The 12637-nt window shown below is 67.8% G+C and carries 13 protein-coding genes and 2 riboswitches; of the genes, 7 read left to right on the top strand and 6 right to left on the bottom strand.

The window, feature by feature from the left end; all coding sequences use genetic code 11:
* Positions 1-17: 17 nt before the first annotated feature.
* Entirely contained in the window at positions 18-1076 is a 1059-nt protein-coding gene (locus LXM88_RS13525) for a HoxN/HupN/NixA family nickel/cobalt transporter (RefSeq protein ID WP_262531672.1), read from the bottom strand.
* Positions 1077-1264: 188 nt separating this feature from the next.
* Positions 1265-1528: riboswitch (cobalamin riboswitch) on the bottom strand.
* 367 nt (positions 1529-1895) lie between these two features.
* Complete coding sequence (locus LXM88_RS13520; RefSeq protein WP_262531670.1) at positions 1896-2066, bottom strand: hypothetical protein; 171 nt, start codon at positions 2064-2066, stop codon at positions 1896-1898.
* A 239-nt stretch (positions 2067-2305) separates the two neighbouring features.
* On the opposite strand from LXM88_RS13520, the gene LXM88_RS13515 reads away from it, so the two are divergent.
* The 5 genes from LXM88_RS13515 (at position 2306) to LXM88_RS13495 (ending at position 7715) form a co-directional block, all read left to right on the top strand.
* On the top strand, positions 2306-4168 hold the full coding sequence (locus LXM88_RS13515) for a DUF3857 domain-containing transglutaminase family protein (protein WP_262531669.1): 1863 nt from the start codon (positions 2306-2308) through the stop codon (positions 4166-4168).
* Positions 4169-4240: 72 nt separating this feature from the next.
* Positions 4241-4477, top strand: a riboswitch (cobalamin riboswitch).
* Between the two features lie 110 nt (positions 4478-4587).
* On the top strand, positions 4588-5397 hold the full coding sequence (gene cobA, locus LXM88_RS13510; protein WP_262531668.1) for a uroporphyrinogen-III C-methyltransferase: 810 nt from the start codon (positions 4588-4590) through the stop codon (positions 5395-5397).
* Positions 5394-5771 carry a cobalamin biosynthesis protein gene (locus LXM88_RS13505; RefSeq protein ID WP_262531667.1) on the top strand — a complete coding sequence of 126 codons (378 nt, stop codon included), beginning with the start codon at positions 5394-5396 and terminating at the stop codon, positions 5769-5771. Before cobA ends, LXM88_RS13505 begins: the two co-directional genes overlap by 4 nt.
* A 34-nt stretch (positions 5772-5805) precedes the next feature.
* Entirely contained in the window at positions 5806-6408 is a 603-nt protein-coding gene (gene cobO, locus LXM88_RS13500; RefSeq protein ID WP_034184156.1) for a cob(I)yrinic acid a,c-diamide adenosyltransferase, read from the top strand.
* Between the two features lie 2 nt (positions 6409-6410).
* On the top strand, positions 6411-7715 hold the full coding sequence (locus LXM88_RS13495; protein WP_262531666.1) for a cobyrinate a,c-diamide synthase: 1305 nt from the start codon (positions 6411-6413) through the stop codon (positions 7713-7715).
* Between the two features lie 90 nt (positions 7716-7805).
* On the opposite strand, the gene LXM88_RS13490 is transcribed toward LXM88_RS13495, so the two are convergent.
* The 4 genes from LXM88_RS13490 to LXM88_RS13475 form a co-directional block, all read right to left on the bottom strand.
* On the bottom strand, positions 7806-8105 hold the full coding sequence (locus LXM88_RS13490; protein WP_262531665.1) for a type II toxin-antitoxin system RelE/ParE family toxin: 300 nt from the start codon (positions 8103-8105) through the stop codon (positions 7806-7808).
* A complete protein-coding gene (locus LXM88_RS13485; protein ID WP_262531664.1) occupies positions 8095-8340 on the bottom strand; it encodes a type II toxin-antitoxin system ParD family antitoxin in 246 nt (81 codons plus the stop codon). The genes LXM88_RS13490 and LXM88_RS13485 overlap by 11 nt, the downstream gene beginning before the upstream one ends.
* 121 nt (positions 8341-8461) lie before the next feature.
* Positions 8462-9001 carry an outer membrane protein assembly factor BamE gene (locus tag LXM88_RS13480; RefSeq protein WP_262531663.1) on the bottom strand — a complete coding sequence of 180 codons (540 nt, stop codon included), beginning with the start codon at positions 8999-9001 and terminating at the stop codon, positions 8462-8464.
* Between the two features lie 178 nt (positions 9002-9179).
* Positions 9180-10343, bottom strand: a complete 1164-nt coding sequence (locus LXM88_RS13475) for a M20 aminoacylase family protein (RefSeq protein WP_262531662.1) — start codon at positions 10341-10343, stop codon at positions 9180-9182.
* Between the two features lie 342 nt (positions 10344-10685).
* On the opposite strand from LXM88_RS13475, the gene LXM88_RS13470 reads away from it, so the two are divergent.
* Both LXM88_RS13470 and LXM88_RS13465 read left to right on the top strand, forming a co-directional pair.
* On the top strand, positions 10686-11759 hold the full coding sequence (locus tag LXM88_RS13470) for a type IV toxin-antitoxin system AbiEi family antitoxin (protein ID WP_262542798.1): 1074 nt from the start codon (positions 10686-10688) through the stop codon (positions 11757-11759).
* Positions 11728-12633, top strand: a complete 906-nt coding sequence (locus tag LXM88_RS13465; RefSeq protein WP_262542797.1) for a nucleotidyl transferase AbiEii/AbiGii toxin family protein — start codon at positions 11728-11730, stop codon at positions 12631-12633. Before LXM88_RS13470 ends, LXM88_RS13465 begins: the two co-directional genes overlap by 32 nt.
* The last annotated feature ends 4 nt before the right edge of the window (positions 12634-12637 follow it).

Below are 12637 nucleotides of genomic sequence, written 5' to 3'. Positions count from 1 at the left end.
CAGGTTCGTAAGGGGAGTCAGGCAGAGATCGTCACGTCGATCTCGTCGTAGCGCTTTAACCGGTAGATGAGGGCCGACACGAGCCAGCATGCGAGGAACAGGCCGATCACGACATAGCCGAGCATGCCGAAGTGCGACGCCACCATCGACGCGAAGTCCCACACCGGGCCCCGCAGCGACAGCTTGTCCGCGAGCAGCGCGAGCACCTCGATGCCGCCGATCAGCGCGGCGACCAGCACCGACACGAAGGTGATCGTCATGTTGTAGTAGATCTTGCGGATCGGCCGCACGTACGCCCAGCGATACGCGCCCATCATCAGGATGCCGTCGGTCGTGTCGACCAGCGTCATGCCGGCGGTGAACAGCATCGGCAGCGCCATCACGGACCAGAACGACAGGCCGCCCTGCACCTGCGCCGCCGAGATGCCGAACAGCGCGATCTCGGTCGCCGTGTCGAAGCCGAAGCCGAACAGGAACCCGACCGGATACAGGTGCCAACTGCGCGACACGAGCCGGAACAGCGGACGGAACAGGCGCGCGAGCACACCGCGCTGGTTCAGCAGCAGGTCGAGATCGGCGTCGACGATCGGCTCGCCGCGCTGCGCGGCGCGAAACGTCCGGTAGACGGAAATCAGGATCAGCAGGTTCGCGATCGCGAGCACCAGCAGGAAGAACGCCGACACGCTCGTGCTGATCACGCCGCCCCACGCTTTCATGCTCTCGAAGCGCGCGAGCGACGCGGCCGTCAGCGCGACCACGACCGACATCACGATCACCACCGTCGAATGCCCGAGCGAGAAGAACAGGCCCGCGCCGAGCGGGCTGCGGCCCTCCTGCATCAGCTTGCGCGTGACGTTGTCGATCGCCGCGATGTGGTCGGCATCGACCGCGTGGCGCAGGCCGAACACGTACGCGAGCAGCGCGGTGCCGAGCAGCACCGGCTGGCCGTGGAACGCGATGAACGCCCAGATCCACGCGCCGACGTTGAACGCGATCAACAACGAATAGATGGCGACGATCTTGCCGCGCAGCCCGGACGGGCTGTCGTTGAACAGGCGGGAAAGCGGGTCGAGCATGGTGCTCCCTTGCGAACGGTCGACATGAAGAATGCCAACACGGCCGTCGCTGCGCGGCCCCGCGCGGTCCGGCCCTTCATCGGGCCGGATCATGCGCGCTCGCGCAGGCGGTCGGACGACGGGAATCGGGAAACGCTCGGGTGTCGGACACGCTGCGGCCGTGGACGATGCGCCGCCTCCCCGCGGCGCTGAACCCCAACGTTTAGGCCGGTATCCGGGCTGGCGAACACGCCGCTTCGCCTTCCCGGATACGCAGGGCATCCAGTGGCGGTCGTCCGCATGCGCGCGGCATGCGGCGAAGCGGCGCTGCATCGCGGCGGGCACGATGCGTTCGCTTACCGTTGCGGGGGCAGCACAGGTTGGCTCGACTGCGACGCAGGCAGGCTCCCTGTTTCCCGTTTAACTGCGCGCGCCGGAGGGCACGCGCGAGCACCAAAACGCGTGCGAGTGTAGGCGTCGGGGGCGGGAGCGTCAAGGTGAAAGGCGGGGCCGCGGCCGTCATTGTCCCGTTGCTCGGTCTTGTCGATCGCGCCCGACTACGTCGAGGCGACCGGCCGTGTCAATCACGATGAACCGGCATCGCGTGCACGACGACTGTCACGCCGATGGCGTCGTATGCGCGTGGATGGGTTCGTCGTGAAGTCCTTTTGAGTTGTGCAAGTGGCACGCCCAACCGCGCACGGGCGAGTTGACGGTTGTTCAATCTTCCGCCGGGATTGGCCGGCGACTGCGATGCCAGCCGGGCCGAGGTCTGTCAGCGAATGCGGCCGGCCAGACGCATGCACTGCGATGGACGTATCAGGGGGCTCTGGATACGGTCTAGTCCATTGACTCTTCCCTGTCGACATCCACACGAACCATGAACACGCTCCGGTCATACGTCGCCATCGTCGTGTGGCTGACTATGGCACTCATTTTTCCATTCTCGGTAAAGGAGGTGGCCGCGCCTTTCGCGGCGATCGCAAAAGTGCTGGTGTGGTCGTACTGCATTCTGCAAACGCTGCGGGCTTCAAAGCGGTGTCTGTAAAGTTGCACGGTACGAAAAGAAAACCCGACCACGGTCGTATGCCACGTCCGTGATCGTCAATCTACGGGGATGCTTCATGAAAGGACTCAAGGCATTTGAAACAAATCCGAACGCAAGCGAGCATGGATTCCGATCGGTGTCATGCAGCACGGGATTCCGTGCGCGACTTTCCCAACTCGATTCCTGACTACCGATTGCACCCATGATTCGACATTGCACTTCTCTCTTTCGCGTCGCGCGCTACGGTATCGCCGCGTTGCTGACGCTCGCGTCGCCGATCGCTTTCGCCGCCGACTACCAGGTCGAACGACTCGACAACACGATCAAGGTCGACGCATCCGGCAGGCGCACCGCGCAGGTCGATCTGTCGATCAAGCTGCTGACGGACGCCGCGATCGCCCGCTTCGGCCAGTACGTGCTGCCGTACAACGCGCAGCTCCAGACGCTCGACATCAATGCCGCGCAGACCGTGCACGCCGACGGCTCGACGGTGCCGGTCGATGTCCGGCACGGCATCTTCGACCGGCCGGCGCCGGTCACGGCCGCGGCGCCGCAATTCAGCGCCGAGCACCTGCGCATCGTCGCGTTTCCCGCGCTCGCGAAAGGCGACTCGATCCGGCTTTCGTACACGCTGACCGACACGGATACGCTGTTCCCCGGCAAATTCAGCGTGCAGCTCGCGTTTCCGCCGACCGAAGACTACCGCGCCGCGAACGTCACGCTCGATACGCCGGCCGGCATGGCCGTCGCGATCGAAGCGAGGGAGATGCGCACGACTTCCGATACGACGCGCAACGGGCGCCGGATCCGCGCTTACCACTATGAAACGCCCGCGCCGGGCCCGATCGAAGAACAGGCGAACACGGTCGCGTGGACGGACATCGGCCCCGTCTTCATCGCGAGCAATTTCTCGGGCTATGCAGACATCGCACGCGCGTATCAGGCGCGCGCCGCCGACAAGCAGGCGCCCGCGGACGCGATCCGCGCGCTCGCGGACCAGATCACCGCGGGTGTCGACGACCGTCGCGAGCAGGCGATGCGGCTGTATGCGTGGGTTGCCCGCAACATCCGCTATGTCGGCGTGTATTTCGGCGCCGGGCCCGTGGTCCCGCATCGAGCCGACGCCGTGCTTGCGAACCGCTATGGCGACTGCAAGGACCAGGTGACGCTGCTGTCCGCGCTGCTCGCGGCGAAGGGCATCGAGAGCCGCACGGTACTGGTCAACCTCGGCGATCGCTATCGCCTGCCCGACGCGCCGGACGTGCTGACGTTCAATCACGCGATCGTGTGGCTGCCCGAATTCGACGCATTTGCCGATACGACGGCCGGTGTGCTGCCGTTCGGCGCGCTGCCGTTCGAGGCGAGCGGCAAGCCCGCGCTCGACACCGCGACGGGCAACCTGATCCGCACGCCGCCGCAAAACGGCCGCAACAGCCGTTCGCTGCTCGCCTACGCGCTCGACCTCGACCGCGACGGCAACGCGGCGATGACGGGCGACATCGCGCTCGACGGCCAGGCGGTCCAGCATGCGCGGCAGATGTTCGTCTACGTTCAGCCGAAACGGCTGGCCGACGAGATGCTGCGCCGTTCCGGCCTCTCCGGCGAACTGAAGATGACTCCGCATCATCTTGACGCACTCGACCAGCCCTTCTCGATCGCGCTGCGCGGCACGCTGAATCAGTTGTCGCTGATGCCGGGCCCTGCGGCGTTCGCGGTGCCGTCGCTGCCGAATTTCGGCAGGATCCGCGAATTCGCCGATTTCGTCCTTCGGCAGAAGGACAAGCGCTTCGAAGGCGTCTGCGCCGGGACGCGGCTCGAGGAACGCTACCGGATCACGCTGCCGGCCGACGTCGAGATACTCGCGATACCGCCCGACGTCGACGTCCGCGCGGGCGAAATCGCGTACCGCTCGACCTATCGCCGCGACGGCCGGACGGTCGACGTGACGCGGGTGCTCGATCGCGATCTCGTCGGCAACGTGTGCAGCGGTACGAAGCTCGCCGAATGGGCCGACGCCGCGCGCAGCATCTCGAAGGATCTGAAGCGACAGATCCTGTATCGGTAACCGGAGCCGCGGCGGCCCGCGCATCACGCGCCGTGCGCCGGCCCCACCTGCGTTTGCACCGGCACGCTGTGCTATCGTAGCGCCGCGTTCGGTGCTCGCATGCGCATTCCGCGCACGCAGTTAAACGGGAAACAGGAGGCGGACGACCGCCCGGCCTGTGCTGTCCCCGCAACGGTACGCCGCCCGCGCGACGCGCTTCCCCGCGCACGCGCCCATGCCGCCCACGATGCCACTGCCCTTCAGCCGGGCGGGAAGGCCGCGGCCTGGCAAGCGGCCAGCCCGGATACCGGCCGACGCAAGGGGCGAGCCCGGTGCTCGCCGAACGCCCGGTCCGCGGGGGACGGATGGGGTGCGCATTCCGCCCGCGTTCGCGCGGGCTTCGCCCGATCCGTTATGCGTTGCCTGTTCGCCGGCCGCCGATGTGCCGCCCGCCTGCCCCTTTCCACTGTTTCGACACGGTGCGCGCCGTGCCGCGCGCGATGACCCGCGCGTGGCTCATCGGCGCCGGCCCCGGCGACGCCGACCTGCTGACGCTCAAGGCCGTGCGCGCGATCGGCGCGGCGGACGTGCTGCTCGTCGACGATCTCGTGAACCCTGACGTGCTGCGCCATGCGCGCGCCGACGCGCACATCGAGCATGTCGGCAAGCGCGGCGGCCATGCGTCGACGCCGCAGGAAGCGATCGTCGCCGCGATGCTCGCGCACCTGCGCGCCGGCCGCAGCGTCGCGCGGCTCAAGGGCGGCGATCCGTTCGTGTTCGGCCGCGGCGGCGAGGAACTGGCCGCGCTCGGTGCGGCCGGTTTTCCGGTCGAAGTCGTGAACGGCATCACCGCGGGCATCGCCGCGCCGGCCGCACTCGGCATTCCGGTCACGCAGCGCGGCGACGCGCAGGGCGTGATCTTCGTCACCGGCCACGGCGCGGGCGCCGACGAGCCCGACTGGCGCGCGCTGGCGGCCACGCGCATGACGATCGTGATCTACATGGGCATCCGCCGGCTCGATGCGATCGCGGCGGCGCTGCGTGACGGCGGCCTGCCCGGCGATACGCCATGCGCGGCGATCGAGAACGCGACGCGCCCCGAACAGCGGCACGTGCTCGCGACGCTCGACACCGTCGTCGAACGCGTCGGCGCGACCGGCATCGGTTCGCCGGCGATCGTCGTGATCGGCCGCGTCGCTGCGCTGGCCGACGATCCCGCGGTGCGTGCCGCGCTCGGCGGCGGTGCATGATGCGCGTCGCGCTCGGCGTCGGTTTCCGCGCGGGCGTGACGGCCGCGCAACTCGATGCCGCGATCCGCGCAGCCCTGGCGCTTTACCCGGCCGCCGAACCGGCGCTCGTCGCGACGCTCGCCGACAAGGCGCGTGCCCGCGCGCTGCGCACGCTGTGCGCGCGACGCGGCTGGCCGCTCGTCGCGTTCGACGCGGCGCAACTCGCGAGCCGTCCCGAACTGGCCGCGAGCGGCCCGTCGGACGCCGCGCTCGCGCGCTTCGGCGTCCCGGGCGTGGCCGAGCCGTGCGCGCAACTCGCGGCGCCGCACGGCCGGCTGCTGGGCCCCAAATCCATCCGTGACGGCGTGACGGTCGCGCTCGCCGGCCCGCTCTGAACCCATAGTTTCGCTTTCGACAGGACGATTCCCGATGAAGACCGATTCCGAATCCCATCAGCGGATGGCCGAGCGCCGCCGTGCCGGCCACGAGAAGAAGCAGGCCGCCGCCACCCATGAAAAAGGCCTGCTGATCGTCCACACCGGCAACGGCAAGGGCAAGAGCACGGCCGCGTTCGGCATGGCCGTGCGCGTGCTGGGCCACGGCATGCGGCTCGGCGTGGTGCAGTTCATCAAGGGCGCGCTGCACACGTCCGAGCGTGACTTCCTCGGCGCGGTCGCGGAATGCGACTTCGTGACGATGGGCGACGGCTACACGTGGAACACGCAGAACCGCGACGCCGACATCGCGACCGCGCGCAAGGGCTGGGACGAAGCGCGCCGGATGATCGAAAGCGGCGACTACCGGATGGTGATTCTCGACGAGCTGAACACCGTGCTGAAGTATGAATACTTGCCGCTCGACGAAGTGCTTGCGACGCTCGTCGCGCGTCCGGAGTCGGTGCACGTCGTCGTCACCGGGCGGCACGCGCCCGATGCGCTGATCGACGCGGCCGATCTCGTCACCGAAATGCGGCTCGTCAAGCATCCGTACAAGGAGCAAGGCGTGAAGGCGCAGCGCGGCGTGGAGTTCTGAGCGTGCCGGCCTGCCCCGCGCTGTTCGTCAGCGCGCCCGCGTCCGGCCAGGGCAAGACGTCGGTGACGGCCGGCCTCGCGCGGCTGCACCGCCGGCTCGGCCGCCGCGTGCGCGTGTTCAAGACCGGGCCCGATTTTCTCGATCCGATGCTGCTCGAACGCGCGAGCGGCGCGCCCGTGCATGCGCTCGACCTCGGGATGGTCGGCGAGGCCGGCTGCCGCGCGCTGCTTGCCGACGCCGCGCGCGATGCGGACCTGATCCTGATCGAGGGCGTGATGGGGCTGTTCGACGGCACGCCGAGCAGTGCCGATCTCGCAACCGCGTTCGGCGTACCGGTGGTCGCGGTGATTTCCGCGAAGGCGATGGCGCAGACCTTCGCGGCGATCGCGTTCGGGCTCGCACGGTTCCGGCCGGGGCTGCCGTTTCACGGCGTGCTGGCGAACCGCGTCGGCTCGGCCCGGCACGCGGAACTGCTGCAACAGGCGCTGCCCGGCGACCTGCGCTGGCTCGGGCACGTGCCGGCCGACGCAGGCATCGCGCTGCCGGAGCGGCATCTCGGCCTGCACCAGCCGGCCGACATCGACGACCTCGAAGCGCGGCTCGAGCGCGCGGCCGACGTGCTCGCGCAGACGGCGCTCGCCGAATTGCCGCCTGCCGTCGCGTTCGCGGAACCGGACGTCGCGGCGCCGCTGCCGCATGCGCTCGCCGGCAAGCGGATCGCGGTCGCGCGCGATGCGGCGTTCTCGTTCATCTATCCGGCGAATCTCGCGCTGCTCGATGCGCTCGGTGCGCAGGTGCGGTTCTTCTCTCCGCTCGCCGACGAACCGGTGCCGGACGATTGCGACGCGCTGTTCCTGCCGGGCGGCTATCCGGAGCTGCATGCGGCTACGCTCGCGGCGAATCACGAAACCGCGCGGACGATTCGCGCGCATGCGGCCGCCGGCCGGCCGATCGTCGCGGAATGCGGGGGGATGGTGTATCTGTGTGAATCGCTGGCCGACGTGGATGGTGCGACGACGCCGATGCTCGGCCTGCTGCCGGGCCACGCGACGATGCAGCGCCGGTTCGCGGCGCTCGGCATGCAGCAGCTCGATACGCGCACCGGGCCGATGCGCGGCCATACGTTCCACTATTCGCGGCTCGCGACGCCGCTGGAACCGGTCGCGAACGCAGTGCGCCCCGACGGCGGCTCGGGCAGCGGCGAAGCCGTCTATCGCAGCGGCGCGATCGTCGCGACGTACATGCACATGTACTGGCCGTCGAATCCGGATGCGGTCGTGGCGTTGTTCAACGGCGAAGCGTTCTAGATTGATCGATGCCGCGCCCGGATCGAGACGGCACAAGTCATACTGGGATGCGGGCCCCTTTGCGACGATCGCACCGCTCGACGTGCGCGACTACAGATGTCGCTCGATATCCATCCGCTGATGCAGGACCCGAATCACATCGATCGTGTTGTCCGTTTCGCGATAGAACACGACGTGGGAGCCAATTGCGTACCGGAGATACCCATCCCGAACAATGCAAGTCCGACCGGCCTTTTTCCCGTGCGCCAGTGCTTCCATTGTCCCGATCAGATCGCGGTGGTAGTGGTCCGCCTGCTCGAGCGACCAATGCTCGACGGTATACCGCCAAATGTCTGCGAGATCGAGCTCGGCCAGCGGAGTCAGCTGAAGCTGTCTGCCTTTAACCGCCATGCGTTGCCCGCATGCGGGCCAGGAACGCCTCGCTGTCGAAGGGCTTGGGCGCCCCTGATGCCTCACCGGCCTTCAACGCTTCTTGCAACGCACGCATTTGCGTTTCGTGTGACTCGAGGAGCCGCAAACCGGCTCGCACGACGTCGCTTGCGGAACCGTATCGCCCCGATTGCACTTGAGCGTCGACGAATTCAGCGAAGTGGTCGCCCAGGGAAACGGATGTGTTTCGCGACATGAGTCACCTCCTTTTCAAGGCAATCATCATATACCAAATATTGGTACATATCGTATTCGACCGCAACGGTGACCTTGCCGATGTCCGGCCCCGCGCCGCATGCGTTGCTTCGTTCGTCAGGTCAGGGTTTTTCGCGGCCCGGCGCTTCCGAACGCGAGGTCCGGATCACGATGCCATCGGGCGAGAAATGCGCATTGAACATCCCGTCGCCCGATACGCCGCCCTCGGCCCAGTGCCAGCTCCACACCTCTTCATGGCTCAACGCGTATTGCGCGACCTCGGTCGGCTTGCCGAGCAGTTGCCGCACGTCGTCCTTCGACATCCCCGGCACGACCTTCGCGATGTTCACCGCCGTCAGCGCCTGCGTGATCGACACGAGCCGGCCGTCGGGCCCGAAATCGAGCATGTAGGTGCTCGTGCCGTACGGGCCGCGCGGATACTCGAACCGCTGCGAGCCGTCGTCGCCCTGCCTGACCATCTCGGGCTTGCCGGCCTGGCGGAGCACGTCCTCGACCGTCGAGACGCCCGGCTGCAGGTTGCCGAACGCCATCGGATCGGGCTTGATCGCATTGACCGCATCGGCCACCTTCTGGTCGTCGCACCCGGCCGCCAGAACGCCGACCGCACAAGCCGTCAGCACGGTCAGAAACTGTCTTCGCATGTCGTCCACACCTGTATTCATCGAGCCGGTCCGGCGTCGCGCGCAGCGTAGCACGCGGCCTGTCCCGCCGATGTCAAGGAGCGTCAAATCAATGTGCAGCCTGCACGCGTCCGATTTCGTGGACGTGGACGCGCTTGCGCACACGGTGCAGCGGCGGCCACGCCGCCGCACCGCTGCGTCAGACCAGGAACGCCTCGGCCAGCTTGACCCAATACGACGCGCCCGTCGGCAACGCAGCATCGTTGAAGTCATAGCCCGGGTTGTGCACCATGCAGCCGCCCTCCCCGTCGCCGTTGCCGATGATCAGGTAGCAGCCCGGCCGTTTCTCGAGCAGGAACGCGAAATCCTCGCTGCCGGTAAGCGGCACCATCCCGTCGATCAGGTTCGCGGCGCCCACCCACTCGCGCGCGACGTTGCGTGCGAACGCGGTCATCTCCGCATCGTTGACGAGCACCGGGTAGCGGCGCTGGTAGTCGATCGTCGCGGTCGCGCCGAACACGGCCGCCTGCGCGTGCACGACTTCCTTTATGCGTGTCTCGAGCAGGTCGCGCACCTCCGGTTTCAGCGCGCGCACCGACAGGCGCATCTGCGCGCGATCGGGAATCACGTTCGGCGCCTCGCCCGCGTGGATCGCGCCGACGGTGACGATCGCCATGTCGAGCGGCGACACGTTGCGCGATACGATCGTCTGCAACGCCAGCACGATCTGCGCGCACACGACGACGGGATCGATCGCCTTGTGCGGCACCGCGCCATGGCCGCCGCGGCCCTGCACGTCGATGATCACGGTATCCGACGACGCCATGAACGGCCCCGGCAGGAAACCGAACCTGCCCGTCGGGAAGCCCGGCATGTTGTGCATCGCGAAGATCGCGTCGCACGGGAACAGCTCGAACAAGCCTTCGTCGAGCATCTTCTTCGCACCGCCGAGCCCTTCCTCGGCCGGCTGGAAAATCAGGTTCAGCGTGCCCGAGAAGCGGCGCTCGCGCGCGAGATGCTTCGCAGCTGCGAGCAGCATCGCCGTGTGGCCGTCGTGGCCGCACGCGTGCATCTTGCCGGCGATCGTGCTCTGGTACGGCAGGCCCGTCGCCTCGTGGATCGGCAGCGCGTCCATGTCGGCGCGCAGGCCGAGGCGCTGCGCGCCGTTGCCCACCTGCAACTGCGCGACGACGCCAGTGCCGCCGAGCCCGCGATGCACCGTGTAGCCCCACGACTGCAGTTGCTCCGCGACGAGGTCGCTCGTCGCGAATTCCTCGAAACCCAGTTCGGGATGCGCATGGATGCGGTGCCGGATCTCGATCATTTCATCGGCAAGGCCTGCGGGAATCACGCTGTGCGTCACGGTGTCGTCTCCTGTGTCCGGTGGGGAATGTGCAGGCAAGGATAGTCGGTTCGACGGCAACCGGGCAGACGGAAAGTCGTCGCGGTAGCAACTGGTAGTTGCCATATCGGACACGACACTGGGTAAGCGCACGCTGGCCATCCGGACGACTGCCGCACACGATCCGGACACGTGAAACTGTGTGCTCCGCATCGATTTCCCGTGCATGAGGGTCCGGCGATGGCTGCTCAGATATCTGAAATATCATCTATGCATCAAAGACTTGCAGATGTATGTTCACTTTTTGACGTTTGTACATTTTTTGTGTACGCTGACGAAGAAGTGAACAAGCGATCGCCTCTGATGCCCGAGAACGCCCCCCTCCCGATGTCGGAACAGCACGTGCTCGACGAAGCCTGCGCCGCGTTCGAACGCGCGACCCGGCGCTTCAGCGCGCGGCCCGTGCGAGTGCCGGCCGCATACAACGCGCATGCCGACGCGATGATCCGCTTCGACGTTGCCGGGCAGGCATTCGAGATGCCGGCCGCCGTGAGCGTGCGCGTCGAATCGCTGCCGGGCGCGCTCGCGGAATTGCGCCGCCGCGGCGGCGCTGCCCCGATGCCCGGCGAGCGGCCGCTGATGCTGATCGCGCCGTATCTTTCGGCCGAACTGGCCGCCGCTCTGACCGACCAGGGCATTCCGTTTCTCGACACCGCCGGCAACGCATGCCTGATTCAGCCGGAGGCGACCGTGATGATCGCGGGCCGGCCGAAGCCCGCACGCGCACCGCGCCGGCAGGCGTCGCGTGCGACGACGCCGAAGGGGCTGGCCGTGATGTTCGCGCTCGCGACGCAGCCGGGCCTCGTCGCGCAGCCGTATCGGGGAATTGCCGCCGCGTCGGGCGTCGCGCTCGGCACGGTCAATCTCGCGATGGACGACCTGATCGCGCGCGGCCTCGTCGGGCAGCGCCGCAACGGCGAGCGCCTGATTCCCGACTGGCCGCGCTTCGTGCAGGAATGGGTCGCGCTGTACCCGAGCCGCTTGCGCGCGAAGCTGTCGAGCCGCCGGTTTGCCGGCCTCGCGCCCGACTGGTGGCGCGGTTTCGATTTTGCGTCGTTCGATGCACGGCTTGGCGGCGAGCCAGCGGCCGACCTGCTGACGCACGATCTGAAGCCGGCCGCGATCACCGTCTATACGCACGGCGCGGTGCCGAACCGCCTGCTGCTCCAGGCCCGCCTGCGTCCTGACGAGCGCGGCGACGTCGAAATCCTCGAAGCGTTCTGGCCGCGCTCGCCTGCGCTCGACTGGCACGAGCAGGATATGCCGCTCGTACCGCCGCTCCTGATCTACGCGGATCTCGTCTCGTCCGGGGACAGCCGCAATCTTGCCGCCGCCGAACGGATCCATGACCGATACCTCGCCCACCCGCCCGCTTGAAGTCGATGCGCGCCGGCCGCTCGAGCCCGCCGCGGTCGCATTGCTGCAAGCAGTCGGCCTGGCCTGCGCGCGCCTCGATGCGGCCTTCGTCGTCGCTGGCGCAACCGCGCGCGACATCCTGATGTGGCACGTGCACGGCATCCGGCCGGTGCGCGCGACACGGGACGTCGACGTTGCGGTGTGCGCGGTGAGCTGGCCGTTTCACGACCAACTCGTCGATGCGCTCGTCGCGACCGGGCAATTCACGCGCGCGCCGAAACAGCAGCAGAAACTGCTGTTCGAAAGCGGAACGCACGGTTTTCGCACCGAGCTCGATCTCGTGCCGTTCGGGCCGCTCGAAACGCCGCCGGGCGAAATCGTGTGGCCGCCGGGCGGCGAATTCGTGCTGAACGTGCTCGGGTTCCAGGAAGCGGTCGACACCGCGCAGCCGGTGTCGATCGATGCGCACACCGTGGTGCCGGTGGCCAGCCTGCCGGCGCTCGCGCTGCTGAAGTTGCTCGCATGGAAGGACCGGCGCGCGCGCCAGAACAGCGACGCGTACGACCTGCTGTTCCTGCTGCGCAATTTTCACGACGCCGGCAACCGCGAACGCATCTGGGATGCCGCGCCGGACCTGCTCGAGACGCACGCATTCCAGCCGGGCATCGCCGCCGCCGCGCTGCTTGCGCGGGATGCGAAGCGGATTGCTTCACCGCAAACGCGCGACGCCATCCGCGCGCTGTTGTCCGACGAAGCGACTTACGCGGCGCTCGGCCAGGATCTGCTGGCACGTGCGTTCGCGCTGTTGCCGGGCGAATTCATCGATGACGCCGACCGGTATCTCGACGCGTTCCGCCACGCCTTTCTCGTTGATCCGCCCGCGCCGCACGCGTGACGCG

This window comes from Burkholderia sp. S-53 (assembly GCF_025560745.1).
Classification (GTDB): domain Bacteria; phylum Pseudomonadota; class Gammaproteobacteria; order Burkholderiales; family Burkholderiaceae; genus Burkholderia; species Burkholderia pyrrocinia.
Note: the sequence above shows the minus strand (reverse complement) of the source record. Positions and strands in the feature narration are given on the sequence as shown.